Source organism: Acidimicrobiales bacterium (genome assembly GCA_041394245.1).
In the GTDB taxonomy this organism is placed as follows: Bacteria; Actinomycetota; Acidimicrobiia; order Acidimicrobiales; family Aldehydirespiratoraceae; genus JAJRXC01.
This window is the reverse complement of sequence record JAWKIR010000004.1, coordinates 464,690-485,125: the sequence shown is the minus strand read 5'-3', so window position 1 is coordinate 485,125 and position 20,436 is coordinate 464,690. Positions and strand designations below refer to the sequence as shown.

Below are 20,436 nucleotides of genomic sequence, written 5' to 3'. Positions count from 1 at the left end.
CCTGAGGTTTCATCCGTACCCCGTACGGGATTTGAACCCGTGCTACCACCTTGAGAGGGTGGCGTCCTAGGCCGCTAGACGAACGGGGCCCGTTCACATCCGCCGAGGCGGCTTTGCGACTGAGTGAGTGTAGCCACGTCGCTCCGACAGCCCAACGCGAATTCGCGGCGACAACACCGGGCCGGCGGCGACGCTACGGTGTCCCATGGACTCACACGTCGACCCGCGGCACCGCATCGCCGAAGCCCTCGATCGGCTCGAAGCGGTCACCGTCAAGCGGCCGACCTTCGGTCTCGATACGGAACGATCGGTGAGCACGGTCACCAACGGGCTCCGTTGCATCTCGGAGGAGGGACCGTGGCGCTTCGAGACCGATCTTCCCGACACCATGGGCGGCGAGGGATCGGGGCCTTCCCCTGGCGTGCTCGGTCGTGCGGCGCTCGGGAGCTGTCTGGCGATGGGGTATCAGATGCGGGCCGCGAGGCTGGGGGTGCCGGTGGTCTCCGTCCGGGTCGAGATCGAGGCCGACTACGACGTCGCCGGGATGCTGTCGCCGGCGGCGGAGGCCCGCCCCGGCTACTCGGAGGTGAGATATCACGTCCACATCGAGAGCGACGCCGACGAGGCGGACATCATCCAGCTCCTCGATGAGGCCGACCGACTGAGCCCGTACCGAGACGTGTTCGGCGCGTTGACGCCGCTGCTTCGGACCGTCTCGATCGTGGCGACGGAGGCCTGATGGAGCCCAAGCTCCAACGCCGGGTGCAACGCTACGGCTGGGACCGAGCCGCCGACTTCTATGCCCCGTTCTGGAGCGACCAACTGCGCCCGGCCCACGAGGAACTCCTCCGTCGCATCGCCCTGCAATCAGGCGAGGCGGTCATCGACATCGCCTGCGGCAGCGGCCAGATCACCTTCCGCGCCGCCGATGCGGTGGGGAGCGATGGCACCGTCCTCGGCCTCGACATCTCGGCCAAGATGATCGAGGCAGCCGAAGCCGACCTCGCTGCCCAAGGCGTCCACAACGTCACGTTTCGACGCGCCGACGCGGAAGATCTCGGGTGCGAGCCCGCCGCGTTCGACGTCGCGCTGTGTTCGCTCGGCTTGATGTACGTTCCCCGACCGGCTGTCGCCCTCGCCGCGATGCGTCTCGCGCTGCGCGACGAAGGCCGCATGGCTGTGAGCGTGTGGGGCGAACGCCGAAAGTGCGGGTGGGCGGACATCTTCCCGATCGTCGACCACCGTGTGCAGTCCGACGTGTGTCCCATGTTCTTCTCGCTCGGCGCGCCCGGAGCGATCGAGGCCACCTTGGACGGAGCGGGCTTCCGCGACATCGACGTCACCAGGCTCCAAGTCGAGTTGGTCTACGACAACTCGAGCCAGGCCATCGGCGCCGCGTTTCTGGGCGGACCGGTCGCCTTGCCGTACGGCCGCTTCGACGACGACGTCAAGCACGAGGTCGAGCAGGAATATCTCGAGTCACTGGCCGACTTCCGCAGGGGTGACGGCTATCTGGTTCCCGGCGAGTTCGTCGTGGCGACGGCATCGACCTGAGCGAATCGCCCGCACAACGCAACAGCGGCACCCGTGAGGATGCCGCTGCCTTGCGCTCGGGGAAGAGGACTTGAACCCCTAATAACTGGACCAGAACCAGTTGTGTTACCGATTACACCATCCCCGAAGGATGTCCCGAAGGACACCGGCATCGTATCGAACGCATCGGCGAGTGCCGACCGTTTGTGAGCAGGGATCCCTGTAGCGGGTGTCTGACACCGGCAATGCTTCGCATTGCTCGGAGTTCGGCGTCGCCGAACTCCCCGGTGTGGCGGGTCAGCCGACGGAGCCGAGCCAGTTGTCGACGCGGCGGTAGCCGAGGATCCGGCCGAGCGAGACGCCGGCGGTTTCCCGCAGGAGCTGACGGACCGACGATCCGCCGTCGGTCGACGAGACCGAGGCGTCCAGACCGACCTGGTCGGCGATCTGGCGGAGTCGCAGCGCGTGGTAGGGGTCGCTGACCAGCACCACCGAATCGTCGAGGCCCTCGTTGCGCAGCACTCGGGCGGTGGCCGCAAGTTGCTCCCAGGTCGACTCGCCGTCGGTCACGACGAGGATGTCGGCCTCGGGGATGCCCGCGAAGCGGAGGTACTCGAACGCGGCGTAACCCTCGGTGAAGCGATCACCCGGCTGCTTGGAGCCCGTGGTCACCACATAGTCGGCCACGCCCGTCTCCCAGAGCTCGTAGGCATGGTCGAGGCGACCGGCCAGCACGGGCGACGGTCGACCGTCGTACTGGGCGGCGCCGAGCACCACGATGGCCTGCGCGGGACTGCGGTCGTCCTCCCCGGCGGCCTGCAGCACCTGCAGGAAGGTGAGGAAGACGTAGCCGACGACGAGCAGCGTCACGATCACCGCGGCGCGGCGGATCCGGCGAACGGTCAGCCAGGGGGGCCGCCGCAGCCGCATGGCTCAGACGTCGAGCCGGGCTCGGGCGGCGGCCACTCGGGCGAGGCAGACGTCGCGACCGAGATGGGTCATGGCCTCCCACAACGGGATGCCCGCTCCCCTGCCGGTGAGCGCCACACGGAGGGGCGCCTGCGACATCACCTTCGTGCCGAGCTCCTCGCTCAGGGCGGTGCCGACGGCCATCACCTTCGCCTCGAGCCGGTCGCGATCGGTGAAGTCGTCGTCGGCCAACGCGGTGGCGATGTCGTCGAGCACCCGATCGGCGGCCGTGCCTTTGACCATCGCCTTGATCCACGCCTTCTCGTCGTAGTCGTCGACGGCATCGAGAAACACCCAGTCGAGCCATGCCGGCGCCTCGGCAAGTGTCGCCACCCGCTGCTGCACATCCTCTGCGAGGGCCAGCGCGACGACCCGGTCGTAGTTGGCCACCGGATAGGGCACGTCGTCGGCCGTCAGCCAGGGCTCGGCGACCTCGATGAACTCCATCGGGGTCATCGCCTTGATGTATTCGGCATTGATGTGGTCGAGCTTCTTCGGATCGAAGAAGGCCGGCGACTTGTTGACGTCGACGAGATCGAACAGCTCGATGATCTCCTCGATCGGGCGGATCTCGATCTCGTCCTTCGGGCCCCACCCGAGCAACGCCAGCGCATTGCGCATGGCCTCGGGCAGATAGCCGCGGGCGACATAGTCGGCCAGCGCGACGTCGTCGCGTCGCTTGGAGAGCTTCTTGCGCTGCTCGTTGACCAACAGCGGAAGGTGGGCGTAGGTCGGTGGCTCGCCGTAGCCGAGCGCAGCCCACAGCAGCCTCACCTTGGGTGTGGTGTTGAGCAGGTCTTCGCCGCGGATCACGTGGGTGATGCCCATGTCGTGGTCGTCGACCGCGTTGGCGATCAGGAACACCGGCGAACCGTCGCCCCGCCGGATCACGAAGTCCTCGATGGTGTCGTGGGCGAACTCGACCCGCCCCCGGATCAGATCGTCGATCACCGTGCTGCCCTCGTCGGGCGCCCGGAACCGGACGACGACTCCCGGGCCGTCCTGCACCCCCCGATCGCGGGACCAGCCGTGGTAGCCGGCGGGAAGACCCGCGTCGGCCGCCTTCTGCTCGATCTCCTCACGGCTCAGATCGCAGAAGTAGGCCTTGCCCTCGGCGACGAGTTGCTCGACGGCGGCGACATGGCGATCGCGCCGCTCCGATTGGAACAGCGGACCCTCGTCCCAGTCGAGCCCGAGCCAGGTGAGGGGCCCGGTGATCGCGTCGACGAACTCCTGGGTGGTCTTCGCCTCGTCGGTGTCCTCCACGCGCAGCACGAACGTGCCGCCCGTGTGACGGGCGTAGAGCCAGTTGAACAGTGCGCTGCGAGCGCTGCCGACATGGAGGAACCCGGTCGGGGCAGGGGCGAAACGAACTCGAGGCGCAGTCACGAGGCCGAGGCTATCCGCCGCCGTTGATCAGCCAGCAGAGGGCGCTAACTTGCGGTCGTGCGCGAGACGGAACCACCGCCCGCCGGGTATTACCCGGATCCGCAGAACCCCGCGGTCGAACGCTGGTGGGACGGAATGGCGTGGGCTGCGTCGCCCCAGATGCCCTCGGTCAATGTCGCGCCGGTCGTCGAGATCCCCGTCGGCCCGCCCCGCAACAACCAGTTCGCGATGGCATCGCTCGTGCTGTCGATCTCCTGGGTCTTCTTCATCGGGTCGATTCTCGGCGTGATCTTCGGCCACCTGGCCATGCAGCAGATCCGCGAATCCGACGGGCGGGAGGTGGGCCGAGGCAATGCCATGGTCGGCCTGATCGTGGGCTACGCCGGACTCGCCTGCGGCCTGCTCGCCCTCCTCATCCTGCTGGGCTGACTACAACCCGAGCGGTGCCTTCCAGTCGGCCGCGCACGCTGCGGTGACCTCGTCGAGCGACATGCGCAGCGTTTCCTCCGGCACGAGATCGGCGATCTCGCGAGCGGAGAAGTAGTGGATCGTCGTGTGGTGCACCTCATCGAAGAGCTCGCGACGCTTGGCGACCAGCTCGTCGGGTGCGTGGCCGAGGTAGCCGAACAGCGTCAGCGCGAGTCGCAGGTCGCCGATCATCGGGGCCCGGCCGTAGAGCGATGCCCGTCGCAGGGCGACGGCGGTGGCACCGGCGAGCGCATCGGCAGCGTGCTCCCCCGGGGCGAGGACCAGCTCGTCCTTCAGGCCGGCGGCCAGCTTGAGCACATAACCCTGATCCGGGCCCTGGTTGCCGAGCGCGGGCCCCGACGGCTGGGCCGAGCCGACCACTTCGCCCGGGCGATCCGCCCTCCAGGATCCGGCCCGACGCGGCGGTGAGCTGTAGAGCTTCGTCTGATTGACGCGACCGGGAACATGCGTGGGTGCCGACATGGCCGCGATCGTAGCGACCTCACGGTCGCACGGGGTGCGTCACTCCGTGTAGAGGAGCCCGTAGACGAGGGAGTCGACGAGCGCCTGCCACGAGGCCTCGATGATGTTCTCCGACACCCCGATGGTCGACCAGGACCGATTGCCATTGGTGGAGTCGAGCAGGACCCGGGTGACCGCGCCGGTGCCCTTCTCGGTGTTGAGCACCCGCACCTTGAAGTCGGTGAGAGTCACGCGGTCGAGGGTGGGGTAGCGACCGTCGAGCGCGGCCCGAACGGCGGCGTCGAGCGCGTTGACGGGACCGTTGCCCTCGCCCACCGCGATCTTGCGTTCGTCCCCCACCCAGAGCTTCACCGTCGCCTGCGTGTCGACGTCGACGGCGACGTCGTTCCAGAGGCGCGCGCCGGTTCCGGAACGGTGGGCCATGTCGACGGAGAACGATTCGAGACGGAAGTAGGGCTGCTCCCAGCCGGCGGCGCCGCGCATCAGGAGTTCGAGCGATGCGTCGGCGGCCTCGAAGTGGTAGCCCTCGTGCTCGAGGCGCTTGAGGGTGTCGATGATCTCGCCGAGGACCCGGCCGTCGATCTCGATCCCGAGATCGGCCGCCTTCATCTCGAGGGTGGACCGGCCCGCCATCTCCGACACGAGCACCCGGGTGCCGTTGCCGACCGACTCGGGCGCCACGTGTTCGTAGGCATCGGAGCGTCGGCTCAGGGCGCTCGTGTGGAGCCCGGCCTTGTGCGCGAAAGCGGTCGAGCCCACGTAGGGCTGTTGCGGATCGGGCGTGAAGTTGACCAACTCGGCGATGTGGTGGGCGACGGAGGTGAGGTGTTGGAGGCGGCCCTCGGGCAGGCAGGTGATCCCCATCTTGAGCTCGAGGTTGGCCATGATCGGCACCAGATCGCAGTTGCCGACCCGCTCGCCGTAGCCGTTGATCGTGCCCTGGACCTGGGTGGCCCCGGCTCGCACGGCGGCGAGGGCGTTGGCGACGCCGCAGCCGGTGTCGTTGTGGAGATGGATCCCGACCGCGCAATCGACATGGGCGACGACGGCCCGCACCGCCGACTCGATGTCGGGCGGCAGCGATCCACCGTTGGTGTCGCACAACACCACGGCCTCGGCGCCGGCCATCGCCGCGGCTTCGAGCACCGCCAGCGAGAACTCGGGGTTGCGCTTATAGCCGTCGAAGAAGTGCTCGGCGTCGAAGAACACCCGCTTGCCCTGCCCGACCAGGTACTCGACCGAGTCGCGAACCATCGCGATGCCCTCGTCGAGGGTGGTCTTCAGGGCCTCGGTGACGTGATAGTCCCAGCACTTGCCGACGATGCACACCACACCGGTGCCGGCGGCGACCAGATTGGCGAGCGTCGGGTCGGAGTCGACCTTGCCCTTCGGGCGACGGGTCGAACCGAACGCGACGAACTCACTGGTCGAGAGTTTCAACTCGGTCTTGGCCCGCTCGAAGAACTCGTCGTCCTTCGGGTTGGCACCCGGCCACCCGCCTTCGATGTAGCCGACGCCGAGGCGATCGAGTTGCTCCGCGATGCGGAGCTTGTCGTCGACCGTGAGCGAGATGCCCTCGAGTTGCGAGCCGTCGCGCAGCGTCGTGTCGTAGATCTCGACGCGGGCCGGCCACGACGGGTCGCGCACGGCCGAACGATCGATCGTGACCTCTGCATCGGTTCCGGTCATCTGGCCAGCTCGTTCCAGGATCGGTACTTGGGGTTCTTCCCCCGCACGACGTCGGCGTAGGCGGCGGCGATCGCCAGGGTTGCCGGGCCCGGACAGGGCACGCTGCGATCGTCGACCGAGTTGACCGCGCTGACCTCGGCGGCGGTGCCGACCACGAAGATCTCGTCGGCGGTGTAGAGATCGCTGCGGGCCATGTCGCCGATCTGGATCTCGATGTCGAGATCGTCGGCGAGTGCCATGACGGTGTCCTGCGTGATGCCCGGCAGCGCCCCCGACGACGTCGGCGGCGTGAGGATCACATCGCCCTTGGCGACGAAGATGTTCTCGCCGGAGCATTCGCTGACCAGGCCCGCACCGTTGAGCATGATCGCCTCGTCGTAGCCGGCGTTGAGGGCCTCCATCTTGGCGAGGGTGCTGTTGGCGTAGTTGCCGGTGGTCTTCGACGCCGGCGGCATGATGTTGTGGTCGTGGCGGGTCCACGACGAGATCTTCATGCGCACGCCCTTGCTGACCGCGTCGTCGCCGAGATACGCGCCCCACGGCCACGCCGCGACCGAGATGTCGACCTTGCAGGCCCCCGTGGCCAGCCCCATCTCGCCGTAGCCGTAGTAGGCGATCGGCCGGAGGTAGCACGCCTCGAGCCCACTGTCGGCGACGACGTCCTTGCACGCCTGCACGATCTCGGGCACCGAGTAGGTCATCGGCATGCCCAGGATCTTGCCCGAGTTGTAGAGACGTTCGATGTGTTCCGTGAGCCGGAAGATGGCCGGACCCTCGTCGGTCTCGTAGGCCCGGATGCCCTCGAAGACACCGGTTCCGTAGTGCAGCGAGTGGGTGAGGACGTGGATCTTCGCGTCCTCCCACGGCACCATTTCGCCGTTCATCCAGATGTGGGGCGTCGGCGTGATCGGCATCGTTCTCTCCTAGAGCCGACCGGCGATCAGGTCGCCGATCTCGGTGGTGGATCCGACGAGTGACTCCGGGTCGGCACACGCCGCACGGATGCGGTCGGCCGCTTCGGACTCGCCGAGATGGTCGAGCATGAGCGCTCCCGACAATACGGCAGCGGTGGGGTTGGCCTTGCCCGTTCCCGCGATGTCGGGTGCGGAGCCGTGGACCGGCTCGAACATCGACACCCGGCCGGGATGGAGGTTGGCGGAGCTGGCGAAGCCGATCCCGCCGCTCACGGCACCCCCGAGGTCGGTCAGGATGTCGCCGAAGAGGTTGTCGGTGACGATCACGTCGTAGCGCTGCGGGCTCTCGACGAAGTAGATGCACGCCGCGTCGACATGGTTGTAGGCGGTCTCGACCTCCGGGTACTCCTCGGCGACCTCGTTGAAGGTGCGTTCCCACAGGTCTCCGGCGAACGTGAGCACATTGGTCTTGTGACACATGGTCAGGTGCTTGCGGCGCGTCATCGCGAGATCGAAGGCGTAGCGGATGCAGCGTTCGACGCCGTGGCGGGTGTTGACCGAACCCTGCGTCGCGATCTCCTCGGGCGTGTTCTTGCGCAGGAAGCCGCCCTCGCCGGCATACGTGCCCTCGGTGTTCTCGCGGATGACCACGAAGTCGTGGCCCGGCGACAGAAAGGGGCGCTGGTTGATGTAGAGGTCGAGGTCGAAGCGCATCTTGAGCAGCAGGCCCCGCTCGATCAGGCCGGGCGGCACATCCGGGGTGCCGACCGCACCGAGATAGATGGCGTCGAGGCCCCGCCACTCGTCGATGATCTCGTCGGTGAGGACGACGCCGTCCTTCAGGTAGCGCTCGCCACCCAGGTCGTAGTCGACGGTGTCGAGCTCCACGCCCGCGGCGCGGATGACCTTCAGACCTTCGGCGATGACGTCGGGACCGATCCCGTCGCCGCCGACGATGCCCACTCGATGTGCCATGTGTGTGCTTTCTCGTTGTTGGTTGCCGGGAGAAATGAAAAACCGCCCACCGAAGTGGACGGTCAGAAGCGCACGCCGATCGGGCGTGCGCTACGAAATCGCGATGATTGTCTGCATCATCATGCGGGCAAGTCTAGCGGCCGGCCGCTCGAGACCTCAATCGAGGCGCGAGACTCGTGTCGTGAAAGGTCTCCTCGTGTTCATCACCGTCGTGCTCGTCGCCGCAGCGTGCGGGGCCGGCGATCCCGCGGCAACTCCCGCCGACACCACGACAACGACCGCCCCGACATCCACCGTCGCACCGGCCACGACCACCACCTCTCCGCCAGCGTCCACCTCGGCCGCTCCGGCCGACTGGGTGCTCCTCGACGAAGACGGGCCGGCCGCTGCGGTGTGGAACGCCACGGGCTACGACGACGCAACCCTGACCACACCCGGCACGGGAGACGCTGCGGTGATCGCCTACCAGGGCACGGCCGAGGCACCCTTCGCACTCGACATCGATTGGGGCGATCCGGCCGGACGCACCGTCCTCAGCGGCACCACGCGCCCGACCGACACCGGCCTGTGGATCGACATCGACACGGTCGACGACGAGACCGGCACCCTCGGCGCGGCGCCGATCGCAGCCGAAGTGGAGGGATCCGGCTCGGTACGGATCTGGGGACCGCCTGCGGCCGAATGGGACAACGCAGCGGTGTCGGGCATACAGATCCTGTTGCGGGCCGTCCTGGTGCCGTTCCCGACGGAACCGATCGCGCCGGGCGCAACCTGGTCGACCCCCGGCACCGGGCCCCATGCGTTCCTTCGTGCTCCCACCTACGAACTCGTCGACCGGGAGGGACCGCTCGTCACACTGCAGCTCTCCGGCGATGCCAGTGGGTTCTCCCTGAGCGATCCCTGGCTGAGCCGCGGGTCGAGTGCGCCACGGTCCGGCACCCACGACGGCACGATCACGATCGACACCAGCTCGGGTCGTGTGATCGGACAGATCGCGGTGACCGGAGAGATCGGCGACGAGGGCGGGGAGACGTTCACCGAAACCTTGGACATCGAGAGTCCGACGGTGCCGATGCTCGTCCTCGGCGCGGCGGTCGACACGGAGTTCCGGATCGGTGTGGACTTCGGCGACCTTGTGGGAGAGGACCGGATCACGCTGAGCGGGTCGGCCATGTCCGAGCCCAAGAATCGCTCCGGTGTGCCGGGATTCTCCGGCCGCGCCGAGATGGAAGGCGACCTCTACGCCGATGAGTTCGTCGACCCGGTCGACTTCGACGAGACGAATCAGACCGAGTGGTCACGGAGCGACTTCTTCCAGGCACTCGAAGCCTTCATCGACGGGATGCTGCCCGACTGGGTCGACGATCGCTCGCTGCGCGGGCCGCTCCCCTTCGGAGGCATCGACCAGCTGAAGATCCTGGAAGTGGGAATCGGCGGCACGACGGTACCCATCACCTGGAGGATCTCCGAGCTCGACGGTGCCGACGTCGTCATCACGATCGACGCGCCGTTCGCCGAGGACACGTCCCACCGTGGTGCACTGGTGCGCACCGTCGGCACGGTGACAGGTACCTTCGTGGTGAACCGGTTCAACGTGCTCGATGTTCGAGGTCGCCTGGATGTCGTCTTCGACTACACCTTCAGCTCCGCCGACCAGCCGTCCATCCCGGTCCACCAATGGTGGGAGGCGGTGGCCTTGGATGCCCCTGACAACTGACCGCCCGCGGCGCCCACGCTTCCTCGCCGTGCTCGCCGTGCTCGGCTCGGTGCTGTCGTCGTGCGCGGCCGACGACCCCTCGGCCGCGCCCCCCACGGACTCCACGCCGCCGGCGTCGCCCTCCTCGAGCACGGTCCCTGTGGCTTCGACGTCGACCGTTCCGCCGACGACCACCGCACCGCGGCCCGACGACGGTTGGCGCCGCGAGCACACGAACTTCGGCCGCGATGTGATGCTCCTGTCGGAGGGCGAGGGTGAACGCGTGCTGCTGCGGTATCGAGCCGATCAACCCGCCGACGTCGAGTTCGTGATCCGCGACCGATGGAACGACAGTCACTGGATCCGACGCTTCGCCCCGGGTTTCGACCCAAACCGCGAGGTGCACATCCGGGCCGAGGTGCAACCGCTCGACGACGGGCTCTGGTTCGAGGTCATATCGGCCGCACCGCTCGACGCCGGACCGTACGACGCCGGCACCGCAGCCGATCCACCGATGTACACAGGCGGTGTCGCCCTCCATCTCCGCGACGGGACCCTCGACATCGTCACCACGGGCGAGCCTGAGATCGTCCGCCAACAGGGGTTCACGCTCGAACGGCTGCTGCGTTCGGTGCTGCTACCGCTTCCCGATCAGCCGGTGGGGGTCGGCGCCCGGTGGCAGGTGGGCGACAACTACCTGTACTCCCCTCCCGACGCCGAATTCGAACTGATCGCGATCGATGGCGACCTCATCACCCTGACCGTCGGGGGCAACTCGACCGCCTACGACGGCGACCGCTACGGCGGCAACCTTCTCGATGTCGAGCAGTCCGGAACGCTGCGCATCGACCTCTCGACCGGCGCCGCGACGGGTTCGATCCGAGCCGAAGGGGTCGTGGAGCAGTCCATCGCCGGGGAACGCACCCCGGGCACGGAGGAGCCGTTCGAACGGGACACCCTCGTCGACATCCTCTCTCGCTACCACCCACTCGACGAGCGGCCCCACACGCTGACCCTCGATTACGAAACCGGGTCGGGCGACACCGCGGTGTCGGGCACGGTCACCTATCAGGGCGAGGTCGACGTAGAATCATCGGGAGCCGTCGTTTTCGCCGGCTCCGTCGCCTACGAACCCGGACCACAGGCCGGCGCACCCACCGAGTTCGAACTCTCCCTGGCTCCCGACGGCGAGCCCGGAACCTCGTGGCGTGGTCAGCTCTCGCTTTGGCAGGTCTTCGGTTCGTTGGTCCCGCGGCTTCCCGCGGAGAGCCACCTCCACGCCGGGTTCCCGGACTCGCTCATCAGCGAAGTCGTCGTGCCAGACCTCTGCATCGGCGGTTGCAGCTGGCCGATCGAATGGCACGTGGTCGACATCTCCGGGTCACGGCTGACGCTGGCCGCGGACCAGGACCTCGAACTCGACATCTCGCAGCGAGGCGCGAGCGTGGTGGCCGAAGGGACCCTTGTCGGCGAGTGGACGATCGACCTCTTCGATCCCCTTGCCGTCGAAGGCACGCTCGCCTTCGACGGGTCGGCGTCGCTCGGGGCCGGTGGGCCCCAGCCCCGCCATGAGCGCTGGACGCTGCACTCCACCATCGGGTGATGACCGCGTGACACCGGTAGATTCTCCGCATGGCTGACCCACACCAGCTCTCCCAGGCGGCCTATGACCGCCTCAAGGCCGAGCACGACGACCTCACCACCCGAGGCCGGATCGACATCGCCCGCAAGATCGAGTCGGCCCGCGAACTCGGCGACCTCTCAGAGAACGGCGACTACCACGCCGCCAAGGAGGAGCAGGGAAAGATGGAGGGCCGGATCCTGCATCTCGCCCGCATCCTCGAAGACGCGGTGATCGTCGAGGCCGATGGGGGCGGCGACATCGTCGGCACCGGCGCGATCGTCTCGATCGTCTTCGAGGGCGACGACGAGGTCGAGAAGTACCTCGTGGGCTCGATCGAGGAGCAGCGAGACGACGTCACCGTCGTCTCGCCGGGTTCACCGATGGGCGCGGCCCTGCTCGGCGCGTCGGTCGGCGACACGGTCGAATACGAGGCCCCGACCGGAGCCGTGCTCAAGGTCGAGGTCGTCGAGATCGCATAGTGGCGACCTCCATCGCAACCGATCGAGAGCCCGCCGAGCCCCACATCGGCCGACCCGCCCTGCCGGTGGGACGTCGCATCGAGCTCCCCGGCCGCGGCACCACCTTCGTTCGAGCGCTCGCCGGACCCTCCGCCGACGCACCGACCGTCCTCCTCCTCCATGGCTGGACCGTCACCGCAGCGCTCAACTGGTTCCGCGTCTACGAGCCGCTCGCCGAGTTCGCCAACGTCGTCAGCCTCGACCATCGGGGTCATGGGCGCGGGATCCGCAGCCGCCGGACGTTCCGTCTCGAAGACGCCGCCGACGATGCCGTGGCACTCGCCGATCATCTCGGCATCGGACGGTTCGTGGTCGCCGGGTATTCGATGGGCGGCCCCATCGGCCAACTCGTGTGGCGCCGTCACCCCGAGCGTGTGCAGGGACTGGTGCTCGCCGCCACATTCGCCCGTTCGTCGGCGCGACCGGCCGAGAAGATCGCCATGCAGGGTCTGGGCCATCTCGGTCGGGCCAGTCGCCTGATGCCCCGTCGACGCCAGATCGACGTGTTCACCCGTGCGATGGTCGCCGGCGGCAGCAACCCCAACGAGCGTCCGCCCTGGTTCGTTTCCGAGGTCCGTTCCGGATCCGTGCCGATGATGCTCGAGGCGGGCGGTGCGATCGCCGACTTCGACAGCCGCAGCTGGCTGCATCACGTCGACGTTCCCACCGGCATCTTCATCACGTCACACGACGGCATCGTGCCTCCCGATCGACAGCACCGGATGGCGGCGTTGATCCCGCATGCCAAGATCGTGTCGGCACCGATCGACCACGACGGATGCGTGACCCGACCCGGCGAGTTCGTCCCCGGGTTCGTCGATCTCGTCCGTCACGCAGCAGGGGACCCATGAATCCACGACAGACCTTCATCGAGCAGCTCACCGGACCCGAAGGGTTCTTTCCGGTCGAGATGCTCGACGTGCGTGGCCATCAGGTGCCCGTTCTGGTGAACCGCAAGCGCTCACTGCGCGACTTCGTCGTCGCGGCCGGTGCCCACGGCGATGCCGAGTTCCTCGTGCTCGGCGATCGCCGCATCACCCACGCCGGGTTCCCCGAACTCGTCGCGGCCGAAGCCGCTGCGCTCGCCGCCGACCACGGCATCGCCAAGGGGGACCGCGTCGCCATCCTCGCGGCCAACTCGCCCGACTGGGTGATCGCCTACTTCGCGCTCGTGTCGATGGGTGCCGTCGTGTGCCTCTACAACGGCTGGTGGACCCCCGACGAGATCAGCCACGCGACCGAGCTGACCACGCCGAAGCTGATCCTCGGCGATGAGAAGCGCCTGGCCCGCGTGCCCGCCGAACTCGGTGTCGAGACCGTCGACATGGACGCCGAACGCGACCGACTCCAGCGCGGTGTGGGCGAGCACGAGCTGCCCACCATCCCGCTCGACGAAGACGATCCGTGCTCGATCTTCTTCACGAGCGGGACGACCGGGCGCTCCAAGGGCGCCGTCGTCCCCCACCGCGGCCTCGTCGGCTTCGTCGATGTGCAGATGCTCAACGGCGCGCTGAAGTTCATGATCGCCGCCGCTGCCAGCGAAGCCGCCGGCGAGCCACCGCCGGAACGCCCGACCGTCAAGCCCCGCGTGCTGATGACCTCGCCGCTCTTCCACGTGTCGGGACTCTCCGGCTCGACGCTGATCAACATGAGTGTCGGTGGCACCCTCGTGTTCCGGGAGGGTCGCTTCGATCCGGAGGAGTGCTTCGCCCTGGTCGAGAAGGAACGCATCACGGCCTGGACCCTCATCGGAGCGATGGGTCCGCGGGTCGTCGACCATCCCGCCCTCGGCGACTACGACCTCGCATCGCTCACGAACGTCGGGTTCGGAGGTGCGCCGGCGAGCCCCGAGCTGCAACAGCGCGTCCGCGACACATTCCCGAACGCCACCGCCAACGTCGCCATCGGCTACGGCTCGAGCGAGACGGTCGGCGTCGTCGCCTCGTTCGGTGGCGCCGAATACAAGGCCGAGCCGACGGCCACCGGCCACGTGTTGCCCACCATGCAGGTGCAGATCCGAGACGACGACGGCAACGAGGTCGCCGAGGGGGTCAACGGCCGAGTCTGCGTGAAGTCGGCCTACACGATGCTCGGCTACTGGGAGAATCCCGAAGCCACGGCCGAGGCGATCGACGACGACTTCTGGCTCGACACCGGCGACATCGGCCGCATGGTCGGGGACCTGCTGTTCATCGACAGCCGGGCCCGAGACATGATCCTGCACAACGGCGAGAACGTGTATCCGGTCGAGATCGAGTACCGCCTCGACGAACACCCCGACGTCCAGGAGTGCGCGGCCTACGGGGTCGACGACCCGGAGACCGGCCAGGCCGTCGCCGCGTCGGTCGTGCCGCAGCCGGGCCGGACCATCGACGAGGACTCCCTGCGGGCCTGGTGCGCCGAGTCGTTGGCCGGTTTCAAGGTGCCCACCCGGTGGGACATCCGGACCGAACCGCTGCCGCGCAACGCCGCCGGCAAGGTCGTCAAGGGTGCGCTCAGCGGCGAACGCGACCACATCGTCCACGACGACTGATCGGGAGCCCCCTCGCCCGCAGACCCTGGCCAGGCGCGAGACGCAGTGACACGCCGCCGGCACCTCGAGGTCGGGACGGCCTGACTCGCCGAGTACTTCGGCGAACCGGCGCTCTTGTCGTTGCACCAGTCACCATGCGCTGCAGCACGCCGGAGGAAGCTCCCACCCGGGGCGACGCCAGGGATCGGATGTGCGACACCGCACTCGGACCCGGTCTCGGTCTCGGTCGCACGCGACCGCTCGTTCGATCGCCGTCGTCCCGGCCGGCCGGGCTCACCCCGTAATCGCGTCGACCAGGAACCAGAGCAGTACTGCGACGACGACGACCGCGCTCAGGCGGAGCAGCACCATCGACGCGGTGCCGAGCTCGGACTCGTCGTGACCTTCCACGCGAGAAACCTATCGGTCGAGTCCGGCCGCGATCGCGATCGCGTGGGCCGCCTGCAGCACCGCAGCACCCAACGCCGGTCCGGGATCACGGCTCAGCCGCTCGATCGGACCGCTGACGCTGACCGCCGCGATGACGGTGTCGCCGTTTCTGACCGGCGCGCTCACCGACGCCACCCCCGCCTCCCGTTCCGCAACCGACACGACATAGCCGTCCGGCCCGGTCTCGCCGGAGAGCACTCGCCCTCCCGAACCCTTGGTGAGCGGCAGGGACGCGCCGCGGGCGACGATGGTCCGCAACCCGTGGGGCGATTCGAGTGACGCCACGCAGATGCGAGCGGACCCGTCACGCACGTAGAGCTGGACCGATTCGCCGGTGGCGTCCCGCAACGACGCGAGCGCAGGTCCGGCTGCGTCGGCGATGGGCCAGTGCCGGGCCGCCGCATCGCCGAGCGAGAGAAGGCGGCTTCCGAGTGCGAAGCGGCCTGCGCCGTCGCGGCGGATGTAGCCATGGACCTCGAGCGCGATGGCGAGACGATGGGCGGTCGCGCGGCTGAACCCGGTCCGCTCGACCAACCCGGCGAGACCGACCGGCCCGACCTCGATTGCGGTCAATACGGCGGCGGCCTTGTCGATGACGCCGACACCGCTTATCGTGTGTTCCACGGTTCAGAACATACGTCTCACTATTTGAGACGGTCAAGTGATGGGAACAACATGGGCAAGACCCTCAGCGAGAAGATCTGGGATCGACACCTCGTCACCGCCGGCATCGGTGGTGCCCCCGACCTGCTCTACATCGACCTCCACCTCATCCACGAGGTCACGTCGCCGCAGGCGTTCGACGGCCTGCGCCTCACCGGCCGCACGGTCCGCCGTCCCGATCTCACCGTGGCGACCGAGGACCACAACGTCCCGACCGAGGACCAGGACAAGCCGATCGCCGACGAGATCAGCCGCAAGCAGGTCGACACGCTGCGGGCCAACGCTGCCGAGTTCGGCGTGACCAACTACCCGATGGGCCACCCGAAGCAGGGCATCGTCCACGTCATCGGTCCGGAGCAGGGCCTCACCCAGCCGGGCATGACCATCGTCTGCGGCGACTCCCACACGGCCACCCACGGCGCCTTCGGCTCGATCGCGTTCGGCATCGGCACGAGCGAGGTCGAGCACGTCCTCGCTACCCAGACGCTCCCCCAGACGCGTCCCGGCACGATGGCCATCACGGTCAACGGGGAACTACCCGAGGGTTCGACGGCCAAGGACGTGATCCTCGCCATCATCGGCCGCATCGGAACCGGCGGCGGGATCGGAAAGATCATCGAGTACCGCGGCGATGTCATCCGCAACCTCTCGATGGAGGGCCGCATGACCGTCTGCAACATGTCGATCGAGGGCGGGGCCAAGGCCGGCCTCATCGCGCCGGACGAGACCACGTTCGCCTATCTCGAGGGGCGCGAACACAGTCCGACCGGGGCCGATTGGGACGCGGCCGTCGCCGACTGGAAGACCCTCGTCACCGACGACGACGCCGTCTTCGACGAAGAGGTCGTGCTCGACGGCGCCGACATCCCGGCCTACGTCTCGTGGGGGACCAACCCCGCGCAGGTGATGCCGCTCCACGGCGACATCCCGTCGCCCGACAGCTTCGACGACCCGGGTCTGCGCGACACCGCCGCCCGCGCCCTCGAGTACATGGGCCTCACCGCCGGCACCCCGATGCGCGACGTCGCGGTCGACACCGTCTTCATCGGTTCATGCACCAACTCCCGCATCGAGGACCTCCGCGCCGCCGCCAAGGTCGCCGAAGGGCGCCAGGTCAAGAGCGGCGTACGGACACTGGTCGTGCCCGGCTCCGGCCAGGTCAAGGCCCAGGCCGAGGCCGAGGGTCTCCCCGAGATCTTCCGGGCCGCCGGTTTCGACTGGCGCGAGCCGGGGTGCTCGATGTGTCTCGCCATGAACCCCGACAAGTTGCAGCCCGGCGAGCGCTCCGCGAGCACGTCGAACCGCAACTTCGAGGGCCGTCAGGGCCGCGGCGGCCGCACCCACCTCGTCTCTCCCGCCGTCGCCGCTGCCACCGCCATCGCCGGCACGTTCGCCACCCCCGCCGACCTCACCTGACCCCACCACCCCGAAATTAAGGCGAGTTGACCCGAAGAAATCGGGTCAACTCACCCGAATTTCGGAAAGGACGCACACATCATGAAAGCTGTACGCATCGTCACGGGGACTGCGGTCCCGCTCGACCGGACCGACGTCGACACCGACCAGATCATCCCGTCCGACTGGCTCAAGCGGGTCGAGCGGACCGGGTTCGAGAAGGGATTGTTCTCGGAATGGCGCGACGACCGCGACTTCGTCCTGAACAAGGAGGAGTACGCGGGCGCCAACATCCTCATCGGTGGCCTGAACTTCGGCACCGGATCCTCCCGTGAACACGCGGTGTGGGCCATCCAGCAGTACGGGTTCGATGCCGTGATCTCGCCCCGCTTCGCCGACATCTTCCGCAACAACTGCACGAAGAACGGGCTCGTCCCGGTCACGGTCGACGCCGACTTCAACGTCGCCCTGATGCGGGCCGTCGAGGCGGATCCCACCCTCGAGATCACCATCGATGTCGAGCGCCGCACCGTCGAAGCCCCCGCGGCGGGCCTCGAAACGACCTTCCCGCTCGACGACTCGACCCAGGAGCGATTCCTCGAGGGACTCGACGACATCGGCCTCACGCTTCGGTACGAGTCCGACATCGACGAGTACGAGGCATCGCGCCGTCCCTGGCTCCCCACCAGCTGACGCGAACTTTTCTGGACGAGATCGGGAACCGCTCGATCGGGCGCGTCGTCATAGCTGACGATTCGATCCCCCTTCTTCGACCGGAGAGCCCCATGCGTAGAGTCCTGACCACCCTGGCGGCCGTCGGCCTGCTCGCCGGCGCCTGTGGCACCGACGACGCGCTTTCCTCGGACGGCCGACCCCCCGGTGGCGACGACATCGTCGTCGAGATCGGCGGCGACGACGTCCAACTCACGAGCGCCCTGTCGGGCTTCGACAGCTGCGACACACTGCTCGACCACCTCCGCTCGGAAGGCGCCGAACGGGTTGGCCCGTGGGGATTCGACGACGGCTGGTACGGCGGCTGGTGGCCCGTCGACGGCCCGGTCGCCATGGCCGACGACATGGCGGGCGCCAACGCCGTCGACGACTCGGACGGCTCGGTTTCGGCCGAAGCGGCGCCCGCCACCACGGTGCCCGCACAGGGCGGTGACGGCGCGGATCTCACGGAGGGGGTCGACTTCTCCGGCACCAACATCCAGGAGTCGGGTGTCGACGAAGCCGACGTGGTGAAGACCGACGGCGAGCGGGTCTACATCGTCGCCAACAACGAACTCGTCATCGTCGACGTCGCCACCCGTGCGGTCGTCGGCACCGTCGTCGTGCCGCAGGGTGACCGGGCCGAACTGTTCATCGACGGCGACAACCTGCTGCTGGTCAACCAGGGCTGGAACGAGGTCGGGATCGTCGACGACGTCGCCTCCGACGCCGCCGTCGTCGGGCCCTACCCCTCCGGCGGTAGCCGCACGACGATCACCCGCATCACGGTCGACGGCGACACGCCTCGGATCCTCGAGACGCTCGCGGCCGAGGGCGACTATGTCAGCGCCCGTGCCGTCGACGGCACGGCGCGCATCATCGTGCGCTCGAACCCGCAGTACAACTTCCCGTTCGTCTTCCCGCAGGGAGAAGCCGGCGAGGACCGGGCCGAGCAGAGCAATCGCGAGGCGATCCTCGACTCCGAACTGACCGACTGGCTCCCCTCCTACACGCTGCTCGACGCCAACGGCGCCCAGACCGGCGACGGCCTCCTCGTCCCGTGCGAGCAGGTCCACGCCCCCACCGAGTTCGCCGGCTTCGGTGTCCTCTCGGTGCTGACCGTCGCCGTCGACGGCACGATCGATCCGACCACCACATCGTCGGTACTGGCACCGGGTGAGGTCGTCTACGCGTCGACGGAATCGGTCTACGTGGCCACGACGTCCTGGTTCGACCTCGACACGGTCGACGCCGCCCGCGAACAGATCGTCGAGAACGTCACGACATCGATCCACCGCTTCGACATCGCCTCCGACACATCGGCGGCTTACACCGCCAGCGGTTCGGTCGACGGTCTCGTTCGCGACAGCTACTCGTTCAGCGAGTACGACGGCCATCTCCGGGTCGTCACCACGACCGGCAACAACTGGGACGAGACGTCGGAGTCCTTCGTCCGGGTTCTGAAGGAAGAGGGCGACGAACTGGTCGAGGTCGGCTCGGTCGGCGACATGGGCAACGGTGAGGCCGTGCAGTCGGTCCGGTTCCAGGGAGACGTCGGCTATGTCGTGACGTTCCGCCAGGTCGACCCGCTCTACACCCTCGACCTCAGCGACCCGACGGATCCGGTGGTGCGCGGCGAGCTGAAGATCCCCGGCTTCTCGAGCTACCTGCACCCGATCGGCGACGGTCTCGTGATCGGCGTGGGCAGTGATGCCGACGAGCAGACCGGTCAGGTCACCGGCTCGAAGGTCTCGCTGTTCGACGTCAACGACCTCGCCAACCCGCAGGAGGTCGCCACCTGGGTCGGTCCCGACGGTTGGAACGACATCGGCTGGGACACCCACGCGTTCCTCTGGTGGGCACCCGAGAACCTCGCCGTCATCCCGATCAGCACCTGGGACCGCGGTGAGCAGTGGGCCGGCGTCGTCCTCCTGCGGATCGAGGGGTCGACCATCACCGAGGTCGGCCGGTTCGATCACGTCGACGAGACCGTCCAGACCGGCCAGACCGACTGCCGTGTCATCACCGACGACGAACTCCCGAACGTCGACGAGGGCGAGTTCCAGAGCGAGCTCGAATACATGGTCACCGACGAATACAGCCTGATCCTCGACTGCGAGGAGGGGGAGACCCGCTCGGCCACCGGCTACGAATGCTACGACGAGCCGTGGCTGGCCGAGGAGGCTGTCCGTATCGGCCTCGAGGCCGAGGGCACGATCGTCTCCTGTTGGCCGATCGGTGACGGCGTCCCCCAGATCCGCCGCTCGATCGTCCTGCCCGATGGTGAGCTCTGGACCGTCAGCTCCCCGTGGGGTTGGCTCGGTGGTTCCGGTCCGGCCCGTCTGCAGGTGAACGACCTGACGACCCTCGATCGGCTCGGCGCCGTCGACCTCTGAGCGGGTACGGTTCGGGGACTCGCCGTCGCCGGGAGGCGGCGTTCGCAAGGG

The 20,436-nt window shown here is 68.0% G+C and carries 18 protein-coding genes and 2 tRNA genes; 11 read left to right on the top strand and 9 right to left on the bottom strand.

From position 1 onward, the window contains the following. Positions 1 to 16 precede the first annotated feature (16 nt). Positions 17 to 89, bottom strand: a tRNA-Glu gene (locus tag R2707_21125). Positions 90 to 205: 116 nt separating this feature from the next. On the opposite strand from R2707_21125, the gene R2707_21120 reads away from it, so the two are divergent. Continuing rightward, positions 206 to 739, top strand: a complete 534-nt coding sequence (locus R2707_21120) for an OsmC family protein (GenBank protein MEZ5247603.1) — start codon at positions 206 to 208, stop codon at positions 737 to 739. Beyond that, a complete protein-coding gene (locus tag R2707_21115) occupies positions 739 to 1,554 on the top strand; it encodes a class I SAM-dependent methyltransferase (protein MEZ5247602.1) in 816 nt (271 codons plus the stop codon). The genes R2707_21120 and R2707_21115 overlap by 1 nt, the downstream gene beginning before the upstream one ends. A 55-nt stretch (positions 1,555 to 1,609) precedes the next feature. On the opposite strand, the gene R2707_21110 is transcribed toward R2707_21115, so the two are convergent. The 3 genes from R2707_21110 to gltX all read right to left on the bottom strand — a co-directional run bounded on the left by R2707_21110 (position 1,610) and on the right by gltX (position 3,891). Next, a tRNA-Gln gene (locus R2707_21110) sits at positions 1,610 to 1,681 on the bottom strand. A 149-nt stretch (positions 1,682 to 1,830) separates the two neighbouring features. Further along, positions 1,831 to 2,463 carry a YdcF family protein gene (locus tag R2707_21105; GenBank protein MEZ5247601.1) on the bottom strand — a complete coding sequence of 211 codons (633 nt, stop codon included), beginning with the start codon at positions 2,461 to 2,463 and terminating at the stop codon, positions 1,831 to 1,833. 3 nt (positions 2,464 to 2,466) lie between these two features. Beyond that, the gene (gene gltX / locus R2707_21100) at positions 2,467 to 3,891 is read right to left on the bottom strand and encodes a glutamate--tRNA ligase (protein MEZ5247600.1); all 1,425 of its coding nucleotides are present in this window, start codon (positions 3,889 to 3,891) and stop codon (positions 2,467 to 2,469) included. Between the two features lie 57 nt (positions 3,892 to 3,948). Between gltX and R2707_21095 the strand changes: the two genes are divergently transcribed. Beyond that, the gene (locus R2707_21095; protein ID MEZ5247599.1) at positions 3,949 to 4,320 is read left to right on the top strand and encodes a DUF4190 domain-containing protein; all 372 of its coding nucleotides are present in this window, start codon (positions 3,949 to 3,951) and stop codon (positions 4,318 to 4,320) included. Here R2707_21095 and R2707_21090 read toward each other — a convergent pair whose 3' ends face one another. From R2707_21090 to R2707_21075, 4 genes are read right to left on the bottom strand one after another with little or no spacing between them, the layout of a single operon-like run. Next, on the bottom strand, positions 4,321 to 4,842 hold the full coding sequence (locus tag R2707_21090; protein ID MEZ5247598.1) for a hypothetical protein: 522 nt from the start codon (positions 4,840 to 4,842) through the stop codon (positions 4,321 to 4,323). A 39-nt stretch (positions 4,843 to 4,881) separates the two neighbouring features. Then, positions 4,882 to 6,531, bottom strand: a complete 1,650-nt coding sequence (gene cimA, locus R2707_21085; GenBank protein MEZ5247597.1) for a citramalate synthase — start codon at positions 6,529 to 6,531, stop codon at positions 4,882 to 4,884. Continuing rightward, positions 6,528 to 7,445 carry a branched-chain amino acid transaminase gene (locus R2707_21080; protein MEZ5247596.1) on the bottom strand — a complete coding sequence of 306 codons (918 nt, stop codon included), beginning with the start codon at positions 7,443 to 7,445 and terminating at the stop codon, positions 6,528 to 6,530. The genes cimA and R2707_21080 overlap by 4 nt, the downstream gene beginning before the upstream one ends. Before the next feature lie 9 nt (positions 7,446 to 7,454). Next, complete coding sequence (locus tag R2707_21075) at positions 7,455 to 8,420, bottom strand: 3-isopropylmalate dehydrogenase (GenBank protein ID MEZ5247595.1); 966 nt, start codon at positions 8,418 to 8,420, stop codon at positions 7,455 to 7,457. 181 nt (positions 8,421 to 8,601) lie between these two features. Here R2707_21075 and R2707_21070 point away from each other — a divergent pair, with 181 nt between their 5' ends. From R2707_21070 to R2707_21050, 5 genes are read left to right on the top strand one after another with little or no spacing between them, the layout of a single operon-like run. Then, entirely contained in the window at positions 8,602 to 10,137 is a 1,536-nt protein-coding gene (locus R2707_21070; GenBank protein MEZ5247594.1) for a hypothetical protein, read from the top strand. Further along, positions 10,121 to 11,719, top strand: coding sequence for a hypothetical protein (locus R2707_21065; protein ID MEZ5247593.1), 1,599 nt, complete (start codon positions 10,121 to 10,123; stop codon positions 11,717 to 11,719). Before R2707_21070 ends, R2707_21065 begins: the two co-directional genes overlap by 17 nt. Positions 11,720 to 11,748: 29 nt before the next feature. Beyond that, entirely contained in the window at positions 11,749 to 12,219 is a 471-nt protein-coding gene (greA, locus tag R2707_21060) for a transcription elongation factor GreA (GenBank protein MEZ5247592.1), read from the top strand. After that, a complete protein-coding gene (locus R2707_21055) occupies positions 12,219 to 13,109 on the top strand; it encodes an alpha/beta fold hydrolase (protein MEZ5247591.1) in 891 nt (296 codons plus the stop codon). Before greA ends, R2707_21055 begins: the two co-directional genes overlap by 1 nt. Further along, entirely contained in the window at positions 13,106 to 14,791 is a 1,686-nt protein-coding gene (locus tag R2707_21050; GenBank protein MEZ5247590.1) for a class I adenylate-forming enzyme family protein, read from the top strand. The genes R2707_21055 and R2707_21050 overlap by 4 nt, the downstream gene beginning before the upstream one ends. Before the next feature lie 399 nt (positions 14,792 to 15,190). On the opposite strand, the gene R2707_21045 is transcribed toward R2707_21050, so the two are convergent. Next, on the bottom strand, positions 15,191 to 15,844 hold the full coding sequence (locus tag R2707_21045) for an IclR family transcriptional regulator (protein ID MEZ5247589.1): 654 nt from the start codon (positions 15,842 to 15,844) through the stop codon (positions 15,191 to 15,193). Positions 15,845 to 15,895: 51 nt separating this feature from the next. Between R2707_21045 and leuC the strand changes: the two genes are divergently transcribed. From leuC to R2707_21030, 3 genes are all read left to right on the top strand, one after another. Then, on the top strand, positions 15,896 to 17,299 hold the full coding sequence (gene leuC, locus R2707_21040) for a 3-isopropylmalate dehydratase large subunit (GenBank protein ID MEZ5247588.1): 1,404 nt from the start codon (positions 15,896 to 15,898) through the stop codon (positions 17,297 to 17,299). Between the two features lie 81 nt (positions 17,300 to 17,380). Continuing rightward, a complete protein-coding gene (gene leuD, locus R2707_21035; protein MEZ5247587.1) occupies positions 17,381 to 17,971 on the top strand; it encodes a 3-isopropylmalate dehydratase small subunit in 591 nt (196 codons plus the stop codon). Between the two features lie 92 nt (positions 17,972 to 18,063). Further along, entirely contained in the window at positions 18,064 to 20,385 is a 2,322-nt protein-coding gene (locus tag R2707_21030; GenBank protein MEZ5247586.1) for a beta-propeller domain-containing protein, read from the top strand. Positions 20,386 to 20,436: the final 51 nt, after the last annotated feature.

Coding starts and splice junctions, on each gene's coding strand:
- R2707_21120 (MEZ5247603.1), top strand. CDS start 206: ATGGACTCACACGTCGACCCGCGGCACCGCATCGCCGAAGCCCTCGAT.
- R2707_21115 (MEZ5247602.1), top strand. CDS start 739: ATGGAGCCCAAGCTCCAACGCCGGGTGCAACGCTACGGCTGGGACCGA.
- R2707_21105 (MEZ5247601.1), bottom strand. CDS start 2,463: ATGCGGCTGCGGCGGCCCCCCTGGCTGACCGTTCGCCGGATCCGCCGC.
- R2707_21090 (MEZ5247598.1), bottom strand. CDS start 4,842: ATGTCGGCACCCACGCATGTTCCCGGTCGCGTCAATCAGACGAAGCTC.
- cimA (MEZ5247597.1), bottom strand. CDS start 6,531: ATGACCGGAACCGATGCAGAGGTCACGATCGATCGTTCGGCCGTGCGC.
- R2707_21080 (MEZ5247596.1), bottom strand. CDS start 7,445: ATGCCGATCACGCCGACGCCCCACATCTGGATGAACGGCGAAATGGTG.
- R2707_21075 (MEZ5247595.1), bottom strand. CDS start 8,420: ATGGCACATCGAGTGGGCATCGTCGGCGGCGACGGGATCGGTCCCGAC.
- R2707_21065 (MEZ5247593.1), top strand. CDS start 10,121: ATGCCCCTGACAACTGACCGCCCGCGGCGCCCACGCTTCCTCGCCGTG.
- greA (MEZ5247592.1), top strand. CDS start 11,749: ATGGCTGACCCACACCAGCTCTCCCAGGCGGCCTATGACCGCCTCAAG.
- R2707_21050 (MEZ5247590.1), top strand. CDS start 13,106: ATGAATCCACGACAGACCTTCATCGAGCAGCTCACCGGACCCGAAGGG.
- leuC (MEZ5247588.1), top strand. CDS start 15,896: ATGGGCAAGACCCTCAGCGAGAAGATCTGGGATCGACACCTCGTCACC.
- leuD (MEZ5247587.1), top strand. CDS start 17,381: ATGAAAGCTGTACGCATCGTCACGGGGACTGCGGTCCCGCTCGACCGG.
- R2707_21030 (MEZ5247586.1), top strand. CDS start 18,064: ATGCGTAGAGTCCTGACCACCCTGGCGGCCGTCGGCCTGCTCGCCGGC.